Source organism: Exiguobacterium chiriqhucha RW-2 (assembly GCF_000416965.1).
GTDB lineage: Bacteria > Bacillota > Bacilli > Exiguobacteriales > Exiguobacteriaceae > Exiguobacterium > Exiguobacterium chiriqhucha.
The window spans coordinates 22,945-45,683 of the sequence record NZ_ATCL01000015.1 but is presented as its reverse complement, the minus strand read 5'-3'; the positions used below and the strand labels follow the sequence as shown (position 1 = coordinate 45,683).

Below are 22,739 nucleotides of genomic sequence, written 5' to 3'. Positions count from 1 at the left end.
GGTAAGCCCTTCACACGCACAAGCGATTATACGCGGCGACGTTTTGGAGGGCGGCAACCGTTGTGCGGAACTGGTGTTACGTCACGGATTGCAGTTACTTCAAGACCAGTAGCTTGGAGGGCACGGATAGCCGCTTCACGTCCAGCACCAGGACCTTTAACGTTAACTTCTACTGTACGCATACCGTTGTCCATTGCAACTTTCGCTGCAGTTTCAGCAGCCAATTGTGCTGCGAACGGAGTCGATTTACGTGATCCTTTAAATCCAAGGTTACCAGAAGTAGCCCATGAGATCGCGTTACCTTGCGTGTCAGTGATTGTAATGATTGTGTTGTTGAAAGTAGAACGGATGTGTACCACACCGACTTCAACATGTTTTTTGACTTTACGTTTTGAACGTACATTTTGCTTACGTTTCGCCATTGTTCAATTCCCTCCTTTACTTCTTCTTGTTCGCTACTGTACGGCGTGGGCCTTTACGAGTACGCGAGTTGTTCTTCGTGTTTTGTCCGCGAACAGGGAGACTACGACGGTGACGAACACCGCGATAAGCGCCGATCTCGATCAAACGTTTAATGTTGAGTGAAACTTCACGACGAAGGTCACCTTCAACTTTGATTCCGTCAATTGCTTCACGGATACGGTTGATTTCGTCTTCTGTCAAATCACGTGTGCGTGAATCTTCAGATACGTTTGCAGTCTTCAAAATTTCTTGTGCTCTTGTTTTACCAATACCAAAGATGTATGTGAGCGAAATAACGATACGTTTTTCGCGTGGAATATCTACACCAGCAATACGTGCCATGTGTGCACCTCCTCTTAGATTAACCTTGTTTTTGTTTGTGTTTCGGGTTTTCGCAAATTACCATTACTTTACCCTTACGACGAATAACTTTACATTTTTCGCAGATCGGTTTTACCGACGGTCTTACTTTCATGATTATACCCTCCTCCTGGAAAAATCGGAGTTACTTGTAACGGTACGTAATCCGCCCGCGAGTCAAGTCGTACGGAGACAACTCGACAGTTACGCGGTCACCTGGAAGGATTCGAATATAGTGCATCCGAATTTTCCCTGAGACGTGCGCGAGCACCGTGTGGCCGTTTTCTAACTCCACTTTAAACATTGCGTTTGGAAGTGGTTCGACAACAGTGCCTTCCACTTCAATGACATCTTGTTTCGCCATCATTTATTCCCCTTTCTATATGAAGATATTTAGGAGCACAGACGATCTATCGCATTGTACTGTGAGAGAAGGATCCGTTACGGATCAGCACGAAGCAATAGAGCCTCATTCACCGGAATCGAGTTTCGTTAAAATCTCGTATCCATCGTCTGTGATGGCGATGGTGTGCTCAAAGTGGGCGCACATGCTACCGTCCACTGTCACAACTGTCCAGTTGTCAGCCAGTGTTCGAACATAGCGTTGACCAGCATTGACCATTGGTTCAATGGCTAACGTCATTCCAGTCTTCAGGCGCGGCCCTTTCCCCGGTGGACCATAGTGCGGAATTTGCGGTTCTTCATGCAAATTTTGTCCGACACCATGACCGACGTATTCGCGGACGACAGAGAAATCATGAGATTCCACATACGCTTGAATCGCATGCGAAATGTCTGTCAGACGCTGCCCAGCCTTAGCGTGCTCCAATCCTTTATACAGACTTTCTTCAGTTACGTCAAGTAACTGCTGCGTCTCTGCTGAGATTGTTCCCACTGGATACGTCCAAGCGGAATCTCCATGGTATCCGTTATAGTAGGCACCGATGTCGATTGAGATGATATCTCCATCGTTCAATACCCGCTTTCCGGGAATCCCATGAACAAGCTCTTCGTTCACTGAAGCACAAACGCTACCGGTAAACCCGTTGTAGCCTTTGAACGACGGTGTCGCACCTTGGCTGCGAATGTATTCTTCCGCGATCCGGTCGAGCTCAAGCGTCGTAATACCTGGTTTGATGTGCTCTTTGAGCACCTGGTGTGTTCGAGCAACAATTTGCCCAGCCTCACGCATAATCGCTATTTCACGAGGCGTCTTCGTGATGATCATTCAGTACCACCGAGTAACGCTTTGACATCGGCGTATACGACATCGATTGGACGATCTCCATCCAATGTACGAAGATACCCTTTTTCAGCGTAAAAGTCAATGAGTGGTTTCGATTGCTCGATGTTGACGTCAAGGCGACGGCGGACCGTTTCCTCTTTATCGTCTTCACGTTGCATGAGAGCCGACCCATCCACATCACAGATGCCTTCCACTTTAGGTGGGTTGAAGATCACATGATATGTCGCACCGCACGTCGGGCAGATCCAACGACCTGTCAAACGCGGGACGAGAATTTCCGCATCCACATCGATATTCACGACATGGTCAATCTGTTTTCCCAAATCTTTAAGCAAACTTTCGAGTGCCTCTGCTTGAGCAACAGTACGCGGGAATCCATCGAGTAGGAAGCCGTTTTTCGTATCATCTTGACTCAAGCGCTCACGTACGATTCCGATTGTTACCTCATCCGGTACGAGTTCGCCTTTATCCATGAACGATTTTGCTTCTTTGCCGAGTGGCGTTCCGCCTTTGATTGCCGCACGAAACATGTCGCCTGTCGAAATGTGTGGGATTTGGTACTCTTCGACGATTTTAGCCGCTTGAGTCCCTTTCCCTGCACCCGGTAAGCCCATGAGTACTAGATTCATCTCAGTTAGCCTCCAGTTTTGATTTTCACAACACGTCGTAAACACGACAGGAAGGAAGGGTGTACCCTTCCTTCCGCTTTAACGGATAAAGCCTTTGTAGTGTCGTTTTACGAGTTGACTTTCGATTTGTTTCATCGTTTCGAGGGCTACCCCGATCACGATCAACAAGCTCGTTCCTCCGATTTGCACCGAAGTTGGGAGACCGGCAAGCTTAATGAAGATTGTCGGCATGATCGCAACGAGCGATAGGAAAATCGCTCCGAAGAATGTCAAACGATAGAGCAACTTCGTGATGTACTGTTCTGTTTGCGCCCCAGGACGAATCCCAGGAATATAGCCACCTTGCTTCTGCAGGTTTTCTGCCATCTGTTCAGGATTGACCTGAATGAATGTATAGAAGTAAGCGAACGCGATGATGAGCGCTACGTAGATTGACATTCCGATTGGAGCTGTCGTATCGAAGTAGGTCTGCAACTTCTGCGTCGTTTCCGGAGAAGCAATGAAGCTTGCAACAGTTGGTGGTGTCACCATGAAGGAAATCGCGAAGATAACCGGGATAACACCGGCAGCGTTTAGTTTGATTGGCAAGTGCGTCGACTGTCCGCCCACAGGGGTACGGTTCGCCGTGCGTTTTGCGTATTGAATCGGAATTTTGCGAGCGGCCTGTTGAACATAAATGATCCCCATAGTCACCGCAAGGATAACGAGCAATAGCACAACCAAGTAAACGATGTTAATGAATAACGCATCTCCAGCATTTTGGAGCTTCGTCTCATAAATCTGCGTGAAGATTCTTGGGAACCCAGCGACGATACCGGCGAAGATAATGATGGAAATACCATTCCCAACACCTTTCTCCGTCGTCATCTCACCAAGGAACATCAAGAACGCCGTACCGGCAGTCAGTACGATCGCGATCACGAAATAGGTTGCCGTGCCCCACGTCTCATTGACGAGACCTGGATAGAGGCGGTTAAATCCAAACGACAATGAAGTCGCTTGAATAAACCCTAAGATGATCGTCCCATAGCGCGTGACCGTCGCTAGCTTTTTACGTCCAGACTCGCCTTGTTTTGCCCATTCGGCAAACTTCGGAACGACGTCCATTTGTAAGAGCTGCACAACGATCGATGCCGTAATATACGGCATGATCCCCATTGCGAACAGGGAGAAGTTCTGTAAAGCATTTCCTCCAAACAAGTTCAAGAAGTCGAGTAGACCTCCTGAGTCAAAACGCAACACATCCGTATTCACCATCGGCACCGGGATATGGGCCCCGATGCGGAAAATGATGATGATTGCGAGTGTGAAGAGAATACGCTGTCGAATATCTTTCACGCGCCACATATTGGAGATCGTCTGAAACATCAGATCACCTCAACTGAACCGCCAGCTGCTTCGATCGCTTCTTTCGCTGCACCCGAGAATTTGTTGGCTTTTACAGTCAATTTTGTTTCAAGCTTGCCGTTAGCAAGTACTTTGATTCCGTCTTTAGCAGAGCTGACAACACCAGTCTCGATTAAGAGTTCTGGAGTAACTTCAGTACCTGCTTCGAAACGGTTAAGCGTGTCTAGGGAAACAACTGCATACTCTTTACGAGTAGGGTTGTTGAAACCGCGTTTTGGAAGACGACGGTAAAGTGGGTTTTGCCCACCTTCAAATCCTGGACGAACGCCACCGCCCGAACGAGCTTTTTGACCTTTATGTCCACGGCCAGAAGTTTTACCGTTACCAGTCGCCATACCGCGACCGACACGGTTGCGTTCGTGACGCGAACCTGGAGTTGGCTTCAATTCATGGAGTTTCATAGTGGCACCTCCTTATTTAGTAAGATCTTTATTATTCGTTGATTTCGTTTACAGTCACAAGGTGCGACACCTTTTTGATCATACCACGCATCGCTACGTTGTCAGGGACAACGACAGTCTGATGCATTTTACGAAGACCGAGTGTACGTACTGTTACACGCTGATCCTCAGGACGACCAATAGTGCTGCGTGTGAGGGTGATTGCGAGTTTCGCCATGTCTAATTCCCTCCCTTATTTAAGAAGTTCTTCTACGCTTTTACCGCGTAGTTTAGCAACTTCCTCTGCTTTTTTAAGCTCTGTCAAGCCTTTAACCGTCGCACGGACGATGTTGATTGGTGTGTTAGATCCAAGCGATTTCGAAAGGATGTCACCTACACCTGCAAGTTCGAGCACTGCACGAACCGGTCCACCTGCGATAACCCCAGTACCTTCAGAAGCTGGTTTCATGAATACACGACCTGCTCCGAATACTCCTGTGATTTCGTGTGGAATTGTTGTACCAACCATCGGTACTTGAACCATGTTTTTCTTAGCGGCTTCAATAGCCTTGCGGATCGCTTCTGGCACCTCTTGTGCCTTACCTGTACCGAAACCGACGTGACCATTCTTGTCACCTACGACGACGAGAGCGGCGAAACGGAAGCGACGGCCACCTTTCACGACTTTCGCGACGCGGTTTACGGTAACAACGCGTTCTTCAAGTTGTTCCATGTTAACGTCTAACTGGCGCATCGAGTGTCCCCTCCTTTTTGTTAGAATTTAAGACCTGCTTCACGAGCTGCTTCAGCAACAGCTTTGACGCGGCCATGATAGAGGTATCCACCACGGTCGAACACAACAGTGTCGATACCTTTCTCGAGTGCACGTTCAGCTGCAAGTTTACCAACAGCTTTCGCTGCTTCAACGTTGCCGCCGTTTGTAAGATCGAGAGCTTTATCTTTCGAAGATGCTGACACAAGCGTTGTTTGTGCTGCATCATCGATGAGTTGAACGTAGATGTGCTTGCTCGAGCGGAATACGTTCAAACGTGGACGAGCTGCTGTCCCCGTGATCGTACGACGTACACGAGCATGACGTTTCTTACGAACTGCATTTTTGTCTGCTTTTGTGATCATTTATGCCACTCCTTTCCGTTCATTTCGTGACGAATTACTTACCAGTCTTACCTTCTTTACGGCGAATACGTTCATCAGAGTAACGAACACCTTTACCTTTGTAAGGTTCTGGAGCACGGTACGAGCGGATTTGAGCTGCAACGTGACCGACGCGCTCTTTGTTAATCCCTTTAACGATGATTTGCGTGTTTGAAGGAACTTCAATCTCGATACCTTCTTCAGCAACGTACTCGATTGGGTGCGAGTAACCGAGGCTGAGGACGAGTTTGTTACCTTGCTTAGCTGCACGGTAACCAACCCCTGAGATCTCAAGTGTTTTCTGGAATCCGTTAGACACACCTTCCACCATGTTGGCGATAAGGGCACGTGTCGTACCGTGGATCGTACGGTTCTCTTTCGAGTCATCCGGACGAACAACAGTCAATTCGTTTTCTTCAACTTTGATTTCCAAGGCTGGGTTAGCTGAAAGCGAAAGTTCACCTTTAGCACCTTTTACTGTGACCGTGTTGTCTTCTGCAACCGATACAGTAACGCCAGCTGGAATCGTAACTGGTTTTTTACCAATACGTGACATTGATTACACCTCCGTTCTTGTTAGAAAAGTGACTTACCAGATGTAGGCGAGCACTTCGCCGCCGACTTGTTGTTGGCGAGCTTCTTTATCAGTCATAAGACCTTTTGATGTCGAAAGAACTGCGATACCGAGTCCTCCGAGTACTTTTGGTACTTCATCTGCTTTTGCGTATACACGAAGACCTGGTTTCGAAATGCGTTTGAGACCAGTGATAACACGTTCGTTGCTTGCTCCGTACTTAAGGAACAAACGAAGTGTACCTTGCTTAGCGTCCTCGATATATTCAACATCGCGAATGAAACCTTCACGCTTGAGGATCTCTGCAACCTCACGTTTGATATTAGAAGCTGGAAGCTCTAATTTTTCATGGCGAACCATGTTAGCGTTACGGATACGTGTAAGCATATCTGCAATTGGGTCTGTCATTACCATGCGATGTACCTCCTTTCACACTGTTAGTGGATTACCAACTTGCTTTTTTAACACCAGGGATTTGACCTTTGTATGCAAGATCACGGAACTTGATACGGCTGATCCCGAATTTACCCATGTAACCATGTGGACGACCTGTGATGCGGCAACGGTTATGAAGACGCACAGGTGAAGAGTTACGTGGCAATTTGCTGAGTCCGATGTAGTCGCCTTCAGCTTTCAATTGTGCACGTTTCTCAGCGTACTGGGCAACGAGTTTCTCGCGTTTTTGTTCGCGATTCACCATTGACTTTTTAGCCATGTTGTCGACCTCCCTTTAGATTATTTTTGGAATGGCATTCCGAGAAGTGTGAGCAATTCACGAGCTTCTTCGTCTGTGTTCGCTGTTGTAACAACAACGATATCCATACCGCGTACTTTTGTTACTTTATCGTAATCGATCTCAGGGAAAATAAGTTGCTCTTTCACACCAAGCGTGTAGTTACCGCGTCCGTCGAATGCTTTCTTCGATACACCGCGGAAGTCGCGTACACGTGGAAGTGAAACAGTTACCAATTTGTCGAGGAAATCGTACATACGCTCGCCACGAAGAGTAACCTTCGCACCGATTGGCATGCCTTCACGAAGTTTGAAACCAGCGATTGATTTCTTAGCCTTCGTTACGAGTGGTTTTTGACCAGAAAGAATTGATAATTCTTCCACTGCCATGTCAAGAGCCTTCGAGTTCGAAACAGCGTCACCTACACCCATGTTGATGACGATCTTGTCGACCTGTGGGACTTGCATAACTGAGTCATAGTTGAATTTATCCATCATCGCTTTCACGATGTCGCTTTTATACTTCTCTTGCAAACGGTTCATAGTCGAATGGACCTCCTTTCGTCACGTTCTTCTTATTTATCGAGTACTTCGCCCGATTTCGCGACACGAACTTTTTTACCATCGACTACTTTGAAACCAACGCGAGTTGGTTTGCCCGTTTTAGGGTCGAGTGGCATGACGTTCGAGACGTGAATTGGTGCTTCGATTTCAAGGATACCGCCTTGTGGATTCGCTTGTGATGGTTTCGAGTGTTTTTTAATCACGTTGATACCTTCTACGACTACGCGGTTCTTGCTTGGCATAGCTTTGAGGATAACCCCTTGCTTGCCTTTATCTTTACCAGACATTACCTGGACTGTATCGCCTTTTTTAACATGCATCGTTTTGCGCACCTCCTTATAGGATTGAAATTGGAAATTAAAGTACTTCCGGTGCCAACGAAACGATCTTCATGAATTCTTTTTCACGAAGTTCACGTGCAACTGGCCCGAAGATCCGAGTGCCGCGTGGGCTCTTGTCATCTTTGATGATGACTGCTGCGTTCTCATCGAAACGGATGTACGAACCATCTTTACGACGAGCGCCGCGTTTTGTACGAACGACAACTGCTCTGACAACGTCACCTTTTTTAACAACGCCACCTGGTGTTGCTTGTTTTACCGTTGCGACGATAATGTCACCGATGTTGGCAGTCTTACGACCTGAACCACCGAGGACTTTAATTGTCAACAGTTCACGCGCGCCAGAGTTGTCTGCTACTTTCAAGCGAGATTCTTGTTGAATCATGCGAGTGTACCTCCCTCCGGATGTTTATAGATCCGAACTGTTATTAGATGATTACTGACTCTTCTACTACTGTTACGAGACGGAAACGTTTGTCTTTAGAAAGCGGACGTGTTTCCGCGATGCGTACCACATCGCCGATTTTAGCGACATTGTTCTCATCGTGTGCTTTAAATTTCTTCGTGTAGTTTACACGTTTGCCATAAAGCTTATGACGTACTTTTGTTTCAACTGCAACGACGATCGTTTTGTCCATTTTGTCAGACACGACGCGTCCAGTGAGTACTTTACGCTTATTGCGTTCCATGAGTGTTACCTCCTCTTAAAGAATCCGATTAGATTAGCCGTTGTTGATGCCGAGTTCGCGTTCACGAAGAATCGTTTTAGCACGCGCAATCGACTTGCGTACTTCACGGATACGAGCAGGATTCTCAAGCTGACCTGTAGCCAATTGGAAACGAAGGTTAAAGAGTTCTTCTTTCCACTCGCCTACTTTACCGTTGAGCTCTTCAGTTGTTGATTGACGGAGATCAGTTGCTTTCATTCGTATCACCACCATTTTCTTCACGTTTCACGAACTTACATTTAACTGGAAGTTTGTGTGCAGCAAGACGAAGCGCCTCACGTGCTACTTCCTCAGATACACCCGCGATTTCAAACATAACTTTGCCAGGCTTAACTACAGCTACCCAGCCTTCTGGAGCACCTTTACCCGAACCCATTCGGACTTCGAGAGGCTTTTTCGTGTATGGCTTGTGTGGGAAGATCTTGATCCACACTTTACCACCACGTTTCATATAACGTGTCATTGCGATACGTGCTGATTCGATTTGACGGTTTGTGATCCAGCTCGCTTCGAGCGATTGGAGACCGAATTCACCGAAATGAACTGTTGTGCCGCGTTTTGCATTTCCGCGCATTTTACCACGGTGTACACGACGATATTTCACGCGTTTAGGTAACAACATAGTGTGTTGCCTCCTTCCTGAAAGAGTGTTTATTATTCAGCGTTTTTAGCTGTGTTGTTTTTTGTTGGAAGAACTTCACCATGGTACAACCAGACTTTAATTCCGATTTTACCATAAGTTGTGTCAGCTTCAGCTGTTCCGTAGTCGATGTCGGCACGGAGCGTGTGAAGTGGAACTGTTCCTTCCGAGTACTTCTCTGAACGAGCGATATCAGCGCCACCAAGACGACCAGAAACTTCTGTTTTGATCCCTTTGATGCCAGTGCGCATCGAACGTTGGATTGATTGTTTCATTGCACGACGGAATGACACACGGCCTTCCAATTGACGAGCGATGTTTTCAGCAACAAGTTTAGCGACAGCGTCCGCGTTTTTCACTTCAACAACGTTGATGTGAACACGTTTGCCTTCAGCAAGCTTGATGATGTTTTTACGGAGTGATTCGATTTCCGAACCACCTTTACCGATAACCATACCTGGTTTCGCAGTGTGAAGTGAAATGTTTACGCGATTTGCAGCGCGTTCGATTTCTACTTTAGAAACACTAGCATCCTTCATTTTGTTTTCGATGTATTCACGAATAACGAAGTCTTCATGAAGGAGATCTGCGTAGTCTTTCTCAGCGTACCAACGCGAATCCCAGTCTTTGATAATACCAACGCGAAGACCGTGCGGATTTACCTTTTGACCCACTACATATCCCTCCTTATTTCTCAGTTACCACGATGTGGATGTGGCTTGTGCGTTTGTTAATGCGGCTTGCGCGACCCATCGCACGTGGGCGGAAGCGTTTGAGTGTTGGACCTTCGTTGACGAAGATTTCCGACACTACAAGGTTCTCAATATTCATATCGTAGTTGTGCTCTGCGTTTGCAATCGCTGACTTCAATACTTTTTCAACGATTGGCGACGCTGCCTTGTTCGTGTGAGCAAGGACAGAGAGCGCTTCGCCGACTTGTTTCCCGCGAATTAAGTCTACAACGAGACGTGCTTTGCGAGGAGCAAGACGGACCATATTAGCTGATGCTTTAGCTTGCATGGATTTGACCTCCCCTCAAATTACCGTTTCGTTTTCTTGTCTGATCCGTGACCTTTGTACGTACGTGTTGGAGCGAATTCACCAAGTTTGTGACCGACCATGTCTTCTGTCACGAATACTGGTACGTGTTTACGACCATCGTGTACACCGAACGTGTGACCCATGAATTCTGGGAAGATTGTCGAGCGACGTGACCAAGTTTTGATGACTTGCTTCTCACCAGATTCGTTAAGTTTGTCAACTTTAGCGAGCAAATGGTGATCTGCGAATGGACCTTTTTTCAAGCTGCGACCCATGATAGAACCTCCCTTTGGAATGATTCGGGAACGGCCCTTTCGAACCGCCCGAGAATCATGTAGTAATTATTTCTTACGGCGACGAAGGATGTACATGTCGCTCGATTTGTTTTTCTTACGTGTTTTAAGACCAAGAGCTGGTTTACCCCAAGGAGTAAGTGGGCCCGAACGACCGATTGGCGCACGACCTTCACCACCACCGTGTGGGTGATCAACCGGGTTCATTACAGAACCACGTACTGTTGGGCGTTTGCCTAACCAACGTGAACGTCCTGCTTTACCGATGTTTACGAGTTCGTGTTCTTCGTTACCAACTGAACCGACTGTCGCGCGGCAAGTGCCGAGGAACAAACGTGATTCACCTGATTGAAGACGAACGATAACGTACTTGCCGTCACGTCCTTGGATTTGTGCCGATGCACCAGCCGCACGAACAAGCTGACCGCCCTTACCAGGCTTAAGCTCGATGTTGTGGATAGTAGTACCGACAGGGATGTTCATAAGTGGAAGAGCGTTCCCCACTTTGATATCCGCTTCTGGGCCAGCCATGATTTCCATGCCTACTTTGATGCCCTTAGGAGCGAGGATGTAACGTTTCTCACCATCTGCATAGTTGATGAGGGCGATGTTTGCTGAACGGTTTGGATCGTATTCGATCGTAGCAACGCGTCCGACGATGCCATCTTTGTTACGTTTGAAATCGATGATACGGTATTTACGTTTGTGTCCGCCACCTTGGTGACGTACTGTCAAACGACCTTGGTTGTTACGACCGCCTTTTTTCGAAAGCTTTTCAGTTAACGATTTTTCAGGGCGATTCGTTGTGATCTCTGCAAAGTCGAGAGATGTCATGTTACGGCGACCGTTAGTGGTCGGCTTAAACTTTTTAATTGCCATCGAGGATTCCCTCCTTTTCTTCTAAGGTAGTAAATTAACCGAGGAAGTCGATTGTGTTGCCTTCAGCAAGAGTTACGATCGCTTTTTTACGACGCGATGTGTAACCAGAGTGACGACCGACACGTTTCGCTTTCGGTTTCATGTTCATTGTGTTTACCGAAGCAACTTTCACGTTGAAGATTGTTTCGATAGCGTGCTTCACTTGTGATTTAGTCGCTTTAACGTCGATCTCGAAAACGTATTTGTTAGCTTCCATGAGGCTAACAGAACGCTCAGTGATGATAGGACGTTTGATGATATCGTATGCTTGAGCCATTATGCAAGCACCTCCTCTACCTTCGCAACCGCATCTTTAGTGAAGATGACTTTGTCGTTAGCAACGAGGTCAAGAACGTTAACGCCGGCTGCTTCGATCACAGTCACTCCTGGGATGTTACGAGCTGCGAGAGCGATAGTCTCATTGTAGTCCGCTGTGACTACGAGAGCCTTACGTTCTACTGATAGGCCAAGAAGTACAGCGACCATATCTTTTGTTTTTGGTGCATCGAAAGCAAGGCCTTCGAGGACGATCATTTCGTTGTTTTTCACTTTTGACGACAAAGCCGAGAGAAGTGCAAGACGACGAACTTTTTTAGGAAGCTTGTAAGAGTATGAACGTGGTGTTGGACCGAAGACTGTACCACCACCAACCCATTGTGGTGAGCGGATAGAACCTTGGCGCGCACGACCAGTTCCCTTTTGTTTCCATGGTTTACGGCCGCCACCGCGTACTTCCGAGCGACCTTTCGTATCGTGAGTACCTTGACGGCGTGATGCTTGTTGCATAACGATCGCGTCATAAAGTACTGAGTCATTTGGCTCGATACCGAAGATGGCTTCTGCCAATTCGATTTCGCCAACTTGTGAACCTGTTTGGTTAAGCAAAGCTACTTTAGGCATTCGTAATTCCTCCTTTCCGTGCAGTTAATTAGTTACCCTTTACCGCTGTTTTGATGATGACGTTCGACTTGCGAGCGCCTGGGATTGCGCCTTTAACGAGTACAAGGCCGCGTTCCACGTCAACTTTGACAACTTCAAGGTTTTGAATCGTTTTACGCTCGCCACCCATTTGACCAGGAAGAAGCTTCCCTTTAAATACGCGGTTAGGAGCTACAGGACCCATCGAACCAGGACGACGGTGGTAGCGCGAACCGTGAGCCATTGGTCCACGTGATTGTCCGTGACGCTTGATCGCACCTTGGAATCCTTTACCTTTCGATGTACCTGTTACGTCTACTAATTCACCTGCAGCGAAAATGTCCGCCTTGATCTCTTGACCGATTTCGTATCCTTCTACTGAAGTACGAATCTCTTTGATGAAGCGCTTAGGTGTCGCACTTGCTTTCGCAGCGTGACCTTTTGCTGGTTTGTTTTGACGTGATTCTTTGATGTCTCCGAAACCGAGTTGAAGTGCCTCGTAACCGTCTGTTTCAACCGTTTTAAGTTGAAGAACGACGTTTCCTTCGACAGCAACTACTGTTACTGGTACGACTTCGCCTGCTTCGTTGAAGATTTGAGTCATACCGAGTTTTGTTCCTAAGATTCCTTTAGCCATGAGATACACCTCCTGTTTAATAATTATTGTCTCTTCTGGCTAGTATCTACTATATGAAGAATTAAAGTTTGATTTCGATGTCCACACCTGATGGTAATTCGAGACGCATAAGCGCATCAACCGTTTTTGGTGTTGGGTTAACGATGTCGATCAAGCGTTTGTGTGTACGCATTTCGAACTGTTCACGAGCATCTTTGTACTTGTGAACGGCACGAAGGATCGTGTAGATCGATTTGTCAGTTGGAAGCGGGATTGGTCCCGAAACCTTTGCACCTGAACGCTTCGCAGTATCAACGATTTTCTCAGCTGATTGATCGAGTACGCGATGGTCGTATGCTTTTAAACGAATACGGATTTTTTCATTTGCCATGTAAGTTTCCCTCCTTTGTCGCCTATTTTTAAAAATAGACAGTTCTCCGCGGAAATTTCCACACCGGCCATGGCAAAGCTGCCTGGCGTGTCATAACCTCCCGCTTCATCGCAGCGTGCTTGTGTCAGCAGAGGTATCCGATCATTGCAAATCAACGATTGGACCCGATTTCTGCTGTAAAGTCTCTCACCACTCGCACAAACACTTAATCATTATATCGAATCTACATATGAAATGCAAGATTTGATTTTTTAATTGTGCCGGATGTCTGATGAGTTGTTCAACGTTCACTAATGTAACAAGATTCGAACCCATTTGCAAGCTATTTTCCTTCTTTTGTTGAACTATTTCTTTCGAGAACCGCCGTGCCAACTCGACCTAGCGTTTCATATAGGTTCCGAAGCGTTCGGTGACGGCTTCAATGACCGAGGCGGGGGCTCGTTTGAGGCATGCTTGGACGATCCCTTCATTGAGCTCATGCGTCTCAAAATAATCCGCCAGTCGATTAAGCCGATCTTCCCGACCGATGACCGTATACAGCACGACCCACTCTTCGAGTCGCATCCAGCTGCCGACCGGTTCAATGTAGGGATGCGTATAAATCCCATCGGTGCACTTCATCCGGAAACTGGCCATCACATCGATGTCGCCCCCTTCAAACACATATTCACTAAAGTATGTCGTCATGTAGTCGGCATGCGGTTTCGTTTCGACTTTCACGCCGACTCGGCTCAACACTTGATCCAATCGTTCGAATTGATCCGGCTCCACGAATACATCCAAGTCATTCGTCGTTTCGATGAGTCCATGATGCTTCAATAACGTCGACCCACCGAACCGACACGCAATCCCATTCAAGCGGCATAACGTCTCGACTTGTTTTTCCATCCTCGTCACCCCTTCCTGCAACATATGTCCCATCTTACCACGTCTAGCCATAAAACAAAAAAGCAGCCCGCAAAATGCGGACTGCTTGAAAGGTCAGTGTATCAATCGATTACTCGATGATTTCAGTTACTGAACCAGCGCCTACTGTACGGCCACCCTCACGGATTGAGAAACGTGTTCCGTCTTCGATCGCGATTGTAGAAATCAATTCGATCGTCAACTCGATGTTGTCTCCTGGCATTACCATTTCAGTACCTTCTGGAAGGTGAACGATACCTGTTACGTCAGTTGTACGGAAGTAGAACTGCGGACGGTAGTTCGCGAAGAATGGCGTGTGACGGCCACCCTCTTCTTTAGAAAGAACGTAGATTGAAGCTTTGAACTTTGAGTGCGGCGTGATTGAACCTGGCTTAGCAAGTACTTGTCCACGCTCGATGTCTTCACGTGATACACCACGGAGAAGAGCACCGATGTTGTCGCCAGCTTCAGCGTAGTCGAGAAGCTTACGGAACATCTCTACACCAGTACATACAGTTTTCTTAGTTTCTTCTGTAAGACCAACGATTTCAACTTCGTCGTTGACGCGGAGAACACCACGCTCAACACGACCAGTCGCTACAGTACCGCGACCAGTGATTGAGAATACGTCCTCAACTGGCATCATGAATTCTTTGTCCGTGTCACGAACTGGCTCAGGGATGTACTCATCAACTGCGTTCATGAGTTCCATGATTTTTTCTTCCCACTGTGGTTCGCCGTTAAGCGCGCCAAGTGCAGAACCTTTGATTACAGGGAGGTCGTCGCCTGGGAAGTCGTACTCAGAAAGAAGTTCACGGATTTCCATTTCAACGAGCTCAAGGAGTTCTTCGTCGTCAACCATGTCAACTTTGTTCATGAATACGACGATGAAAGGAACACCTACTTGACGTGAAAGAAGGATGTGCTCACGTGTTTGTGGCATTGGGCCATCAGTTGCCGAAACAACGAGGATCGCGCCGTCCATTTGTGCAGCACCAGTGATCATGTTTTTAACATAGTCAGCGTGACCTGGGCAGTCAACGTGTGCATAGTGGCGTTTGTCAGTTTCGTACTCGATGTGAGCTGTTGCGATTGTGATACCGCGCTCACGCTCTTCAGGAGCACCATCGATTGCGTCAAACTTTGTAGCTGTTTTACCTTGTGCTTTTGAAAGTACAGCTGAGATCGCTGCAGTCAAAGTTGTTTTACCGTGGTCGACGTGGCCGATTGTACCAACGTTAACGTGCGGTTTAGAACGGTCGAATTTTTCTTTACCCATTCTAGATTCCTCCTCTATTAGACAATTAGTTTTTTATTTAACTAGGAAGACGTAGGCTACTTTTAACATACGTCCTCCTTAGCTTACAACAATCAATTAAGCGTTACAACCGTTATTAGCCGTTCGCTTTTTTGATGATTTCTTCTGCGATTGACTTCGGTACTTCTTCGTAGTGATCGAAGTGCATCGAGTACGTTCCGCGTCCTTGCGTACGTGAACGAAGCGATGTCGCATATCCAAACATTTCTGAAAGTGGAACCATTGCTTTAACGACTTGAGCATTACCGCGTGCTTCCATACCTTCTACGCGTCCACGGCGTGACGTGACGTCACCCATGATGTCTCCCAAGTATTCTTCTGGGATAACAACTTCGACACGCATCATTGGCTCAAGGATTACAGCTTTCGCTTGTTCCTTAAGTTGTTTAACCGCCATCGAAGCAGCAACTTTAAACGCCATCTCGTTCGAGTCGACATCGTGGTACGATCCGAAGACGAGGGCAGCTTTAACGTCAACTACTGGGTAACCAGCGAGGATACCGTTTTCGAGAGCTTCTTCAATCCCGTTCTGAACAGCTGGGACGTATTCACGTGGTACAACACCACCGACGATCTTGTTCTCGAATGCGAATCCAGCGCCTTCTTCGTTCGGCTCGAATTCTACGACAACGTGACCGTACTGACCGCGTCCACCTGATTGACGTACGAATTTCGAATCGATCTTCGCAGCGCCACGGATTGTCTCACGGTAAGCAACTTGTGGTGCACCAACGTTAGCTTCTACTTTGAATTCGCGACGCATACGGTCAACGAGGATATCAAGGTGAAGTTCACCCATACCAGAGATGATCGTTTGACCAGTCTCTTGGTTTGTTTCAGTGCGGAAAGTTGGATCCTCTTCTGCGAGTTTCGCGAGGGCTTGACCCATCTTGTCTTGGTCAGCTTTCGATTTAGGCTCGATAGCGACCGAGATAACCGGTTCTGGGAATGTCATTGACTCGAGAACGACGTTGTCTTTCTCTGAGCAAAGCGTATCACCAGTCGTAGTATCTTTAAGACCAACGGCTGCGGCGATGTCACCAGCGAATACCATTGGGATTTCTTCACGGCTGTTCGCGTGCATTTGAAGGATACGACCGAGGCGCTCACGCTTACCTTTAGTCGAGTTCTTCACATACGAACCAGCTTGTGCTGTACCAGAGTACACGCGGAAGAACGTCAATTTACCGACGTAAGGATCCGTCATGACTTTGAACGCAAGTGCCGAGAACGGAGCTTCGTCAGAAGGCTCACGCGTGATTTCTTCTTCTGTGTCGAGGTTAACACCTTTGATTGACTCAACATCAACTGGTGATGGGAGGTAATCAACAACAGCGTCCAACATCAATTGAACACCTTTGTTTTTGAAGGCAGAACCAACGAGTACAGGGTAGAATTCTACGCTGAGTGTTGCTTGACGGATACCAGCTTTGAGTTCTTCGATTGAGATCTCTTCGCCTTCGAGGTATTTCATCATCAACTCTTCGTTGTAGTCAGCAACCGCTTCGATCAATTGACCGCGAAGTTCTTCAGCTTCGTCAGCCATGTCAGCTGGGTAGCCATCCGTTACTTCGATGTCAGTACCGAGGTCGTTCGTGTACATGTATGTCTTCTTCTCAACGAGGTCGATGATTCCTTTGAATTCATCTTCCGCACCGATTGGAAGTTGGATTGGATGTGCGTTTGCGTGTAAACGTTCGTGAAGTGTTTTCACCGAGTACAAGAAGTCCGCACCGATCTTATCCATCTTGTTGACGAATACGACACGTGGAACACCGTAAGTCGTCGCTTGACGCCATACAGTTTCTGTTTGTGGTTCAACACCTGACTGAGCGTCAAGTACCGCAACAGCGCCATCAAGTACACGGAGTGAACGTTCAACTTCAACTGTGAAGTCTACGTGTCCAGGTGTATCGATGATGTTTACACGGTGGCCATTCCACTGTGCAGTTGTCGCTGCAGAAGTGATCGTGATTCCACGCTCTTGCTCCTGCTCCATCCAGTCCATTTGTGAAGCTCCTTCATGAGTTTCACCAATCTTGTGGATACGACCTGTGTAATAAAGAATACGTTCAGTTGTTGTCGTCTTACCGGCATCGATGTGAGCCATGATCCCGATGTTACGAGTATTCTTTAGGGAGAATTCTCTTGCCATACTGGGTATTCTCCTTCCGCATGTGTTTTTCGTGTGCTGGCACACGATATGATTATACCCGAAAGCCACTCCATTAAGCCACCGCTTGGTGACGTGGAGTGGTCTTTACGTTTAACTTACCAACGATAGTGAGCAAACGCTTTGTTCGCTTCTGCCATCTTATGCATGTCTTCGCGTTTCTTAACAGACGCACCAGTGTTATTGGCTGCATCCATGATTTCATTCGCGATACGTTGCTCCATCGTTTTCTCGTTGCGGAGACGAGCGTAGTTCACGAGGTAACGAAGACCAAGTGTCGTACGGCGCTCTGGACGAACTTCAACAGGAACTTGGTAGTTTGCTCCACCAACACGGCGAGCTTTAACTTCAAGTACAGGCATGATGTTGTTCATTGCTTCTTCGAACACTTCCATAGGCTCTTTGCCTGAGCGTTCAGCGATGAGGCCAAATGCGTTGTAAATGATAGTTTGAGCTGTACCTTTTTTACCGTCTAACATGACACGGTTAATGAGGCGAGTTACCAATTTCGAGTTGTAGATCGGATCTGCGATAACGTCACGACGTTCTGCACGGTTTTTACGCATCCGAGTACCCTCCTTTCAAAATTTCAGTAGTTTTTAGTTTTGCGAGAATTACTTCTTCGCAGCTTTCGGACGTTTCGTACCGTATTTAGAACGGCCTTGCATACGTCCGTCAACACCTGCAGTGTCAAGCGCACCACGAACGATGTGGTAACGTACCCCTGGTAAGTCTTTTACACGTCCTCCACGGATAAGAACAACGCTGTGCTCTTGAAGGTTGTGGCCAATACCTGGAATGTACGCAGTCACTTCGATTTGGTTAGTCAAACGAACACGAGCATACTTACGTAATGCCGAGTTCGGTTTCTTCGGAGTCATTGTACCAACACGTGTACAAACACCACGTTTCTGTGGCGAGCTCACGTTAGTTTGTGACTTGATGAAACTGTTGTAACCTTTGTTAAGTGCTGGAGAGTCAGATTTAACGACTTTCGATTTACGTCCTTTACGGACTAACTGGTTGATAGTAGGCATCTTTGAAGATCCTCCCTTCCTGAATTATGCTATTTTCTAGACCCACCGACCCGGGTGGTTCATTTAAGGTCATAACGAAACGCTTTTACGAGGCGTAGGCATTCCATGACCTCGCAAAAACGTGAGTTATACCTTGAAAGTGGCAATAATAGCAGCCAAACCTTTCCGGAGAAAGATCGGGTGACGTCCAAGTAGCTTGCCGACTGCTGGACACCGTTGTCATCGACAACAACCGATTGGCGGCACTAAATCATAGTAGCACCGCCAACCCATGCTGTCAAGACGTTTTTATTCTACCGTCGTGTCTTCGAGAACGGCTTTCGTCTCTTCTTCTTTGAGTTTAACATCACGGTAAACCGGCATCCCAGTACCAGCTGGAACGAGTTTCCCGATGATGACGTTCTCTTTGAGTCCGAGGAGATAGTCGCGCTTGCCTTTGATGGCAGCGTCTGTCAATACACGAGTCGTTTCTTGGAACGAAGCGGCCGAGAGGAACGAATCTGTCTCAAGCGACGCTTTTGTGATTCCGAGAAGGACCGGTTTCGCTGTTGCCGGGCTCTTGCCTTCGCGAAGCGTATCTTTACACGCTTCTTTGAAGACGCTGATATCGACGAGCGAACCAGGGAGAAGTGGCGTGTCACCAGACTCGATGACTTTGACGCGGCGAAGCATTTGGCGAACCATGACTTCGACGTGTTTGTCGCCGATTTCTACCCCTTGCATGCGGTAAACTTTTTGTACTTCTTGGAGCAAGTAGTTTTGAACACCAGATACACCACGGACGGCGAGCAATTCTTTCGGATCGATCGAACCTTCCGTGAAGACTTCTCCAGCTTCTACTGTATCTCCGATTTGAACACGAAGACGTGCTCCGAACGGAATCGTGTACGTACGTGTCTCACTGAGTCCTTCGACGGTGAGTTCACGCTTGTCACGCGATTCTGTGAAGTCGATGACCGTACCAGGGATTTCCGAGATGACCGCTTGCCCTTTCGGGTTACGAGCCTCGAATACCTCTTGGATACGTGGAAGACCTTGTGTGATATCATCTCCGGCTACCCCACCTGTGTGGAAGGTACGCATTGTAAGCTGCGTTCCTGGCTCACCGATTGATTGCGCGGCGATGATTCCGACAGCTTCGCCGACTTCAACGTTCGAGCCAGTCGCCAAGTTGCGGCCGTAACATTTCTTACATACGCCGTGTGACGTGTTACATGTAAAGGCTGTACGGATTTCAACTCGTTCGATTCCAGCGTCGACGATGTCGCGAGCGAGATCTTCGGTAATCAATTGGTTCTTCTCGACCATGACTTCACCCGTTTCCGGATGTGCCACTGTCTCGAACGCTGTACGGCCGACGAGGCGGTCATACAAGTTTTCGATTTCTTCCGTGCCTTCGCGGAGAGCGGCAACGCGGATTCCGCGGTCCGTTCCACAATCTTCTTCACGGATGATGACATCTTGGGCTACGTCAACAAGACGACGCGTCAAGTAACCTGAGTCAGCCGTCTTAAGGGCTGTATCGGCAAGACCTTTACGCGCACCGTGCGTCGAGATGAAGTACTCTTGTACCGTCAGACCTTCACGGAATGAAGATTTGATCGGAAGTTCGATGATGCGGCCAGATGGAGCGGCCATCAAACCACGCATCCCTGCGAGCTGCGTGAAGTTGGACGCGTTACCACGGGCACCTGAGTCAGACATCATGAAGATTGGGTTCAAGCGATTGAGGGATTTCATCAATCGTGATTGAATCTCATCCTTCGCTTCGTTCCAAGAGCGTACAACGCGCTCGTAACGCTCATCTTCAGTGATGAGACCGCGACGGAATGACTTCATGATTTGATCGACTTGAGTTTGCGCTTCATCAAGGATTTCTTGTTTGTCCGGAAGAACGATGATATCAGCGATTCCGACCGTCACACCGGCTTTCGTCGAGTGTTTGAAGCCGAGATCTTTCATCCGGTCAAGCATGCGGCTTGTTTCAGTCGTTTCGAACTTCTGGAACACTTCCGCGATGACTTTTCCAAGGAATCCTTTTTTGAACGGCTCGACCAAAGGACGTGAGGCGATTTCTTCTGCCACGTTGGCACCTTTGTCGATGAAGTACTTGTCAGGCGTTGCTTCCTGTAAGTTTTCCATCGTCGGCTCGTTCAAGTATGGGAACGTGTTCGGCAAGATCTCGTTAAAGATCATCTTACCGACCGTTGTGATCAACATTTTCTCGTTTTGCTCATCTGTGAACGTCGGGTTGTTGAGCGTACGTGCTGGAAGAGCGACACGTGTATGCAAGTGGACATAGCCATTTTGATACGCGATGAGCGCTTCGTTCACGTTCGACAAAATTTTCCCTTGTCCGACGGCATCGTCGCGTTCAAGCGAGATGTAGTAGTTACCGAGGACCATATCCTGCGATGGTGTAACAACTGGTTTTCCGTCTTTCGGGTTCAAGATGTTTTGCGCTGCGAGCATGAGAAGACGAGCTTCAGCTTGTGCTTCAGCAGAAAGTGGTACGTGAACCGCCATTTGGTCACCATCAAAGTCGGCGTTATAAGCCGTACATACGAGCGGGTGAAGGCGAATCGCGCGACCTTCGACGAGAATCGGTTCGAAAGCTTGAATCCCTAGGCGGTGAAGCGTTGGGGCACGGTTCAAGAGAACCGGATGCTCGCGAATGACTTCTTCGAGGACGCCCCAGATTTCTGGTTGCATCTTCTCAATCTTACGTTTGGCGTTCTTGATGTTCGACGCGATGCCGCGACCGACAAGTTCTTTCATCACGAACGGTTTGAAGAGTTCAAGGGCCATCTCTTTCGGGAGACCACATTGGTACATCTTCAAGTTTGGACCAACGACGATAACCGAACGTCCTGAATAGTCGACCCGTTTACCAAGAAGGTTTTGACGGAAACGACCTTGTTTCCCTTTCAACATGTGTGAAAGTGATTTAAGGGGACGGTTACCTGGTCCTGTGACCGGACGACCACGACGACCGTTGTCGATGAGGGCGTCAACCGCTTCTTGAAGCATACGCTTCTCGTTTTGCACGATGATGTTCGGCGCGCCGAGATCGAGCAAACGTTTGAGACGGTTGTTTCGGTTGATGACTCGACGATACAAATCGTTCAAGTCAGATGTCGCAAAGCGTCCACCGTCGAGCTGCACCATCGGGCGAAGCTCTGGCGGAATGACAGGAAGTACTTCAAGAATCATCCAATCTGGATCATTACCTGACGTGAAGAATGCATCGAGCACTTCAAGACGTTTAATCGCACGTGTACGACGTTGGCCTTGAACCGTCTTCAATTCTTCGCGGAGTTCTCCGACTTCCTTCTCGAGTTGAACGTCTTGAAGGAGTGTGCGGATGGCTTCTGCACCCATGTCTGCTCTGAAGTCACTGCCGTATTTTTCACGGTAGAGACGGTATTCTTTTTCCGAGAGAAGTTGTTTCTTCTCAAGCGGAGTGTCACCTGGCTCCGTCACAACGTACGACGCGAAGTAGATTACTTCTTCGAGCGCACGTGGTGACATATCGAGAACAAGCCCCATTCGGCTTGGAATCCCTTTGAAGTACCAGATGTGCGAAACTGGTGCCGCGAGCTCGATATGGCCCATACGCTCGCGACGCACTTTCGCTTTCGTCACTTCAACGCCACAACGGTCACAAATGACTCCTTTATAACGGATTCGTTTGTATTTCCCGCAGTAACATTCCCAGTCTTTCGTAGGACCGAAGATTCGTTCACAGAACAATCCGTCCTTCTCTGGTTTAAGTGTACGATAGTTGATCGTTTCCGGCTTTTTGACTTCCCCGTAAGACCACGAACGGATCTTCTCGGGTGAAGCCAAGCCGATTTTCATATATTCAAATCGATTAACATCTACCAAGGGGCCGACCTCCCTTTTCGCC

General features: G+C 47.8%; 34 protein-coding genes. All 34 read right to left on the bottom strand.

All coding sequences use genetic code 11. The annotated features are described in order from the left end of the window. Positions 1–26 precede the first annotated feature (26 nt). Entirely contained in the window at positions 27–422 is a 396-nt protein-coding gene (gene rpsK, locus M467_RS23475; protein WP_021066624.1) for a 30S ribosomal protein S11, read from the bottom strand. Between the two features lie 16 nt (positions 423–438). Next, positions 439–804: a 30S ribosomal protein S13 gene (gene rpsM / locus M467_RS23470; protein ID WP_021066623.1), complete on the bottom strand. Its 366-nt coding sequence runs from the start codon at positions 802–804 to the stop codon at positions 439–441. Between the two features lie 19 nt (positions 805–823). Continuing rightward, positions 824–937 carry a 50S ribosomal protein L36 gene (gene rpmJ, locus M467_RS23465; protein ID WP_003156543.1) on the bottom strand — a complete coding sequence of 38 codons (114 nt, stop codon included), beginning with the start codon at positions 935–937 and terminating at the stop codon, positions 824–826. A gap of 30 nt (positions 938–967) precedes the next feature. Next, positions 968–1,186, bottom strand: coding sequence for a translation initiation factor IF-1 (gene infA, locus M467_RS23460; protein ID WP_021066622.1), 219 nt, complete (start codon positions 1,184–1,186; stop codon positions 968–970). Positions 1,187–1,291: 105 nt separating this feature from the next. Further along, entirely contained in the window at positions 1,292–2,050 is a 759-nt protein-coding gene (gene map / locus M467_RS23455; RefSeq protein WP_021066621.1) for a type I methionyl aminopeptidase, read from the bottom strand. After that, positions 2,047–2,697 (bottom strand): adenylate kinase, encoded by a 651-nt coding sequence (locus M467_RS23450; protein ID WP_029594431.1) that lies wholly within the window; start codon positions 2,695–2,697, stop codon positions 2,047–2,049. The genes map and M467_RS23450 overlap by 4 nt, the downstream gene beginning before the upstream one ends. 78 nt (positions 2,698–2,775) lie before the next feature. Continuing rightward, complete coding sequence (gene secY, locus M467_RS23445) at positions 2,776–4,065, bottom strand: preprotein translocase subunit SecY (RefSeq protein WP_021066619.1); 1,290 nt, start codon at positions 4,063–4,065, stop codon at positions 2,776–2,778. Continuing rightward, on the bottom strand, positions 4,065–4,505 hold the full coding sequence (rplO, locus tag M467_RS23440) for a 50S ribosomal protein L15 (RefSeq protein WP_021066618.1): 441 nt from the start codon (positions 4,503–4,505) through the stop codon (positions 4,065–4,067). Before rplO ends, secY begins: the two co-directional genes overlap by 1 nt. A gap of 31 nt (positions 4,506–4,536) precedes the next feature. After that, on the bottom strand, positions 4,537–4,722 hold the full coding sequence (gene rpmD, locus M467_RS23435; protein ID WP_021066617.1) for a 50S ribosomal protein L30: 186 nt from the start codon (positions 4,720–4,722) through the stop codon (positions 4,537–4,539). A 15-nt stretch (positions 4,723–4,737) separates the two neighbouring features. After that, positions 4,738–5,238 (bottom strand): 30S ribosomal protein S5, encoded by a 501-nt coding sequence (rpsE, locus tag M467_RS23430; RefSeq protein ID WP_021066616.1) that lies wholly within the window; start codon positions 5,236–5,238, stop codon positions 4,738–4,740. A gap of 20 nt (positions 5,239–5,258) precedes the next feature. Next, the gene (gene rplR / locus M467_RS23425; protein WP_012727661.1) at positions 5,259–5,621 is read right to left on the bottom strand and encodes a 50S ribosomal protein L18; all 363 of its coding nucleotides are present in this window, start codon (positions 5,619–5,621) and stop codon (positions 5,259–5,261) included. Positions 5,622–5,655: 34 nt separating this feature from the next. Continuing rightward, positions 5,656–6,195 carry a 50S ribosomal protein L6 gene (rplF, locus tag M467_RS23420; protein ID WP_021066615.1) on the bottom strand — a complete coding sequence of 180 codons (540 nt, stop codon included), beginning with the start codon at positions 6,193–6,195 and terminating at the stop codon, positions 5,656–5,658. Positions 6,196–6,228: 33 nt separating this feature from the next. After that, a complete protein-coding gene (gene rpsH, locus M467_RS23415; RefSeq protein ID WP_021066614.1) occupies positions 6,229–6,627 on the bottom strand; it encodes a 30S ribosomal protein S8 in 399 nt (132 codons plus the stop codon). A gap of 31 nt (positions 6,628–6,658) precedes the next feature. Beyond that, on the bottom strand, positions 6,659–6,928 hold the full coding sequence (gene rpsN / locus M467_RS23410) for a 30S ribosomal protein S14 (RefSeq protein ID WP_021066613.1): 270 nt from the start codon (positions 6,926–6,928) through the stop codon (positions 6,659–6,661). A gap of 20 nt (positions 6,929–6,948) precedes the next feature. Beyond that, complete coding sequence (rplE, locus tag M467_RS23405; RefSeq protein WP_016508927.1) at positions 6,949–7,488, bottom strand: 50S ribosomal protein L5; 540 nt, start codon at positions 7,486–7,488, stop codon at positions 6,949–6,951. 32 nt (positions 7,489–7,520) lie between these two features. Beyond that, the gene (gene rplX / locus M467_RS23400; RefSeq protein WP_021066612.1) at positions 7,521–7,829 is read right to left on the bottom strand and encodes a 50S ribosomal protein L24; all 309 of its coding nucleotides are present in this window, start codon (positions 7,827–7,829) and stop codon (positions 7,521–7,523) included. Positions 7,830–7,866: 37 nt separating this feature from the next. After that, positions 7,867–8,235, bottom strand: coding sequence for a 50S ribosomal protein L14 (rplN, locus tag M467_RS23395; RefSeq protein WP_012727667.1), 369 nt, complete (start codon positions 8,233–8,235; stop codon positions 7,867–7,869). A 43-nt stretch (positions 8,236–8,278) separates the two neighbouring features. Beyond that, entirely contained in the window at positions 8,279–8,539 is a 261-nt protein-coding gene (rpsQ, locus tag M467_RS23390) for a 30S ribosomal protein S17 (RefSeq protein WP_021066611.1), read from the bottom strand. A 33-nt stretch (positions 8,540–8,572) separates the two neighbouring features. Then, a complete protein-coding gene (gene rpmC, locus M467_RS23385; protein ID WP_012727669.1) occupies positions 8,573–8,776 on the bottom strand; it encodes a 50S ribosomal protein L29 in 204 nt (67 codons plus the stop codon). After that, positions 8,763–9,200 (bottom strand): 50S ribosomal protein L16, encoded by a 438-nt coding sequence (rplP, locus tag M467_RS23380; RefSeq protein WP_016508922.1) that lies wholly within the window; start codon positions 9,198–9,200, stop codon positions 8,763–8,765. Before rplP ends, rpmC begins: the two co-directional genes overlap by 14 nt. 32 nt (positions 9,201–9,232) lie before the next feature. After that, positions 9,233–9,892, bottom strand: coding sequence for a 30S ribosomal protein S3 (gene rpsC, locus M467_RS23375; protein ID WP_021066610.1), 660 nt, complete (start codon positions 9,890–9,892; stop codon positions 9,233–9,235). A gap of 13 nt (positions 9,893–9,905) precedes the next feature. Further along, positions 9,906–10,238 (bottom strand): 50S ribosomal protein L22, encoded by a 333-nt coding sequence (gene rplV / locus M467_RS23370; RefSeq protein WP_021066609.1) that lies wholly within the window; start codon positions 10,236–10,238, stop codon positions 9,906–9,908. A 20-nt stretch (positions 10,239–10,258) separates the two neighbouring features. Next, the gene (gene rpsS / locus M467_RS23365; protein WP_012727673.1) at positions 10,259–10,534 is read right to left on the bottom strand and encodes a 30S ribosomal protein S19; all 276 of its coding nucleotides are present in this window, start codon (positions 10,532–10,534) and stop codon (positions 10,259–10,261) included. 66 nt (positions 10,535–10,600) lie between these two features. Continuing rightward, positions 10,601–11,431: a 50S ribosomal protein L2 gene (gene rplB / locus M467_RS23360; protein ID WP_021066608.1), complete on the bottom strand. Its 831-nt coding sequence runs from the start codon at positions 11,429–11,431 to the stop codon at positions 10,601–10,603. Positions 11,432–11,465: 34 nt separating this feature from the next. Further along, a complete protein-coding gene (gene rplW / locus M467_RS23355) occupies positions 11,466–11,747 on the bottom strand; it encodes a 50S ribosomal protein L23 (RefSeq protein ID WP_021066607.1) in 282 nt (93 codons plus the stop codon). Beyond that, complete coding sequence (gene rplD / locus M467_RS23350; protein ID WP_021066606.1) at positions 11,747–12,370, bottom strand: 50S ribosomal protein L4; 624 nt, start codon at positions 12,368–12,370, stop codon at positions 11,747–11,749. The genes rplW and rplD overlap by 1 nt, the downstream gene beginning before the upstream one ends. Positions 12,371–12,398: 28 nt before the next feature. Beyond that, complete coding sequence (gene rplC / locus M467_RS23345; RefSeq protein ID WP_021066605.1) at positions 12,399–13,025, bottom strand: 50S ribosomal protein L3; 627 nt, start codon at positions 13,023–13,025, stop codon at positions 12,399–12,401. A gap of 61 nt (positions 13,026–13,086) precedes the next feature. Beyond that, positions 13,087–13,395 carry a 30S ribosomal protein S10 gene (gene rpsJ / locus M467_RS23340; RefSeq protein ID WP_021066604.1) on the bottom strand — a complete coding sequence of 103 codons (309 nt, stop codon included), beginning with the start codon at positions 13,393–13,395 and terminating at the stop codon, positions 13,087–13,089. A gap of 378 nt (positions 13,396–13,773) precedes the next feature. Further along, complete coding sequence (locus tag M467_RS23335; protein ID WP_021066603.1) at positions 13,774–14,283, bottom strand: hypothetical protein; 510 nt, start codon at positions 14,281–14,283, stop codon at positions 13,774–13,776. Positions 14,284–14,392: 109 nt separating this feature from the next. Further along, positions 14,393–15,580 carry an elongation factor Tu gene (tuf, locus tag M467_RS23330; RefSeq protein ID WP_021066602.1) on the bottom strand — a complete coding sequence of 396 codons (1,188 nt, stop codon included), beginning with the start codon at positions 15,578–15,580 and terminating at the stop codon, positions 14,393–14,395. 115 nt (positions 15,581–15,695) lie between these two features. Further along, a complete protein-coding gene (fusA, locus tag M467_RS23325; RefSeq protein WP_029594429.1) occupies positions 15,696–17,774 on the bottom strand; it encodes an elongation factor G in 2,079 nt (692 codons plus the stop codon). 116 nt (positions 17,775–17,890) lie between these two features. Further along, positions 17,891–18,358 carry a 30S ribosomal protein S7 gene (gene rpsG / locus M467_RS23320; protein WP_021066600.1) on the bottom strand — a complete coding sequence of 156 codons (468 nt, stop codon included), beginning with the start codon at positions 18,356–18,358 and terminating at the stop codon, positions 17,891–17,893. Between the two features lie 48 nt (positions 18,359–18,406). Beyond that, positions 18,407–18,829 (bottom strand): 30S ribosomal protein S12, encoded by a 423-nt coding sequence (gene rpsL / locus M467_RS23315; RefSeq protein ID WP_012727683.1) that lies wholly within the window; start codon positions 18,827–18,829, stop codon positions 18,407–18,409. Positions 18,830–19,117: 288 nt separating this feature from the next. Next, positions 19,118–22,717: a DNA-directed RNA polymerase subunit beta' gene (rpoC, locus tag M467_RS23310; protein WP_021066599.1), complete on the bottom strand. Its 3,600-nt coding sequence runs from the start codon at positions 22,715–22,717 to the stop codon at positions 19,118–19,120. Between the last annotated feature and the right edge of the window lie 22 nt (positions 22,718–22,739).

Coding starts and splice junctions, on each gene's coding strand:
- rpsK (WP_021066624.1), bottom strand. CDS start 422: ATGGCGAAACGTAAGCAAAATGTACGTTCAAAACGTAAAGTCAAAAAA.
- rpsM (WP_021066623.1), bottom strand. CDS start 804: ATGGCACGTATTGCTGGTGTAGATATTCCACGCGAAAAACGTATCGTT.
- rpmJ (WP_003156543.1), bottom strand. CDS start 937: ATGAAAGTAAGACCGTCGGTAAAACCGATCTGCGAAAAATGTAAAGTT.
- infA (WP_021066622.1), bottom strand. CDS start 1,186: ATGGCGAAACAAGATGTCATTGAAGTGGAAGGCACTGTTGTCGAACCA.
- map (WP_021066621.1), bottom strand. CDS start 2,050: ATGATCATCACGAAGACGCCTCGTGAAATAGCGATTATGCGTGAGGCT.
- M467_RS23450 (WP_029594431.1), bottom strand. CDS start 2,697: ATGAATCTAGTACTCATGGGCTTACCGGGTGCAGGGAAAGGGACTCAA.
- secY (WP_021066619.1), bottom strand. CDS start 4,065: ATGTTTCAGACGATCTCCAATATGTGGCGCGTGAAAGATATTCGACAG.
- rplO (WP_021066618.1), bottom strand. CDS start 4,505: ATGAAACTCCATGAATTGAAGCCAACTCCAGGTTCGCGTCACGAACGC.
- rpmD (WP_021066617.1), bottom strand. CDS start 4,722: ATGGCGAAACTCGCAATCACCCTCACACGCAGCACTATTGGTCGTCCT.
- rpsE (WP_021066616.1), bottom strand. CDS start 5,238: ATGCGCCAGTTAGACGTTAACATGGAACAACTTGAAGAACGCGTTGTT.
- rplR (WP_012727661.1), bottom strand. CDS start 5,621: ATGATCACAAAAGCAGACAAAAATGCAGTTCGTAAGAAACGTCATGCT.
- rplF (WP_021066615.1), bottom strand. CDS start 6,195: ATGTCACGTATTGGTAAAAAACCAGTTACGATTCCAGCTGGCGTTACT.
- rpsH (WP_021066614.1), bottom strand. CDS start 6,627: ATGGTAATGACAGACCCAATTGCAGATATGCTTACACGTATCCGTAAC.
- rpsN (WP_021066613.1), bottom strand. CDS start 6,928: ATGGCTAAAAAGTCAATGGTGAATCGCGAACAAAAACGCGAGAAACTC.
- rplE (WP_016508927.1), bottom strand. CDS start 7,488: ATGAACCGTTTGCAAGAGAAGTATAAAAGCGACATCGTGAAAGCGATG.
- rplX (WP_021066612.1), bottom strand. CDS start 7,829: ATGCATGTTAAAAAAGGCGATACAGTCCAGGTAATGTCTGGTAAAGAT.
- rplN (WP_012727667.1), bottom strand. CDS start 8,235: ATGATTCAACAAGAATCTCGCTTGAAAGTAGCAGACAACTCTGGCGCG.
- rpsQ (WP_021066611.1), bottom strand. CDS start 8,539: ATGGAACGCAATAAGCGTAAAGTACTCACTGGACGCGTCGTGTCTGAC.
- rpmC (WP_012727669.1), bottom strand. CDS start 8,776: ATGAAAGCAACTGATCTCCGTCAATCAACAACTGAAGAGCTCAACGGT.
- rplP (WP_016508922.1), bottom strand. CDS start 9,200: ATGTTGTTACCTAAACGCGTGAAATATCGTCGTGTACACCGTGGTAAA.
- rplV (WP_021066609.1), bottom strand. CDS start 10,238: ATGCAAGCTAAAGCATCAGCTAATATGGTCCGTCTTGCTCCTCGCAAA.
- rpsS (WP_012727673.1), bottom strand. CDS start 10,534: ATGGGTCGCAGCTTGAAAAAAGGTCCATTCGCAGATCACCATTTGCTC.
- rplB (WP_021066608.1), bottom strand. CDS start 11,431: ATGGCAATTAAAAAGTTTAAGCCGACCACTAACGGTCGCCGTAACATG.
- rplW (WP_021066607.1), bottom strand. CDS start 11,747: ATGGCTCAAGCATACGATATCATCAAACGTCCTATCATCACTGAGCGT.
- rplD (WP_021066606.1), bottom strand. CDS start 12,370: ATGCCTAAAGTAGCTTTGCTTAACCAAACAGGTTCACAAGTTGGCGAA.
- rplC (WP_021066605.1), bottom strand. CDS start 13,025: ATGGCTAAAGGAATCTTAGGAACAAAACTCGGTATGACTCAAATCTTC.
- rpsJ (WP_021066604.1), bottom strand. CDS start 13,395: ATGGCAAATGAAAAAATCCGTATTCGTTTAAAAGCATACGACCATCGC.
- M467_RS23335 (WP_021066603.1), bottom strand. CDS start 14,283: ATGGAAAAACAAGTCGAGACGTTATGCCGCTTGAATGGGATTGCGTGT.
- tuf (WP_021066602.1), bottom strand. CDS start 15,580: ATGGGTAAAGAAAAATTCGACCGTTCTAAACCGCACGTTAACGTTGGT.
- fusA (WP_029594429.1), bottom strand. CDS start 17,774: ATGGCAAGAGAATTCTCCCTAAAGAATACTCGTAACATCGGGATCATG.
- rpsG (WP_021066600.1), bottom strand. CDS start 18,358: ATGCGTAAAAACCGTGCAGAACGTCGTGACGTTATCGCAGATCCGATC.
- rpsL (WP_012727683.1), bottom strand. CDS start 18,829: ATGCCTACTATCAACCAGTTAGTCCGTAAAGGACGTAAATCGAAAGTC.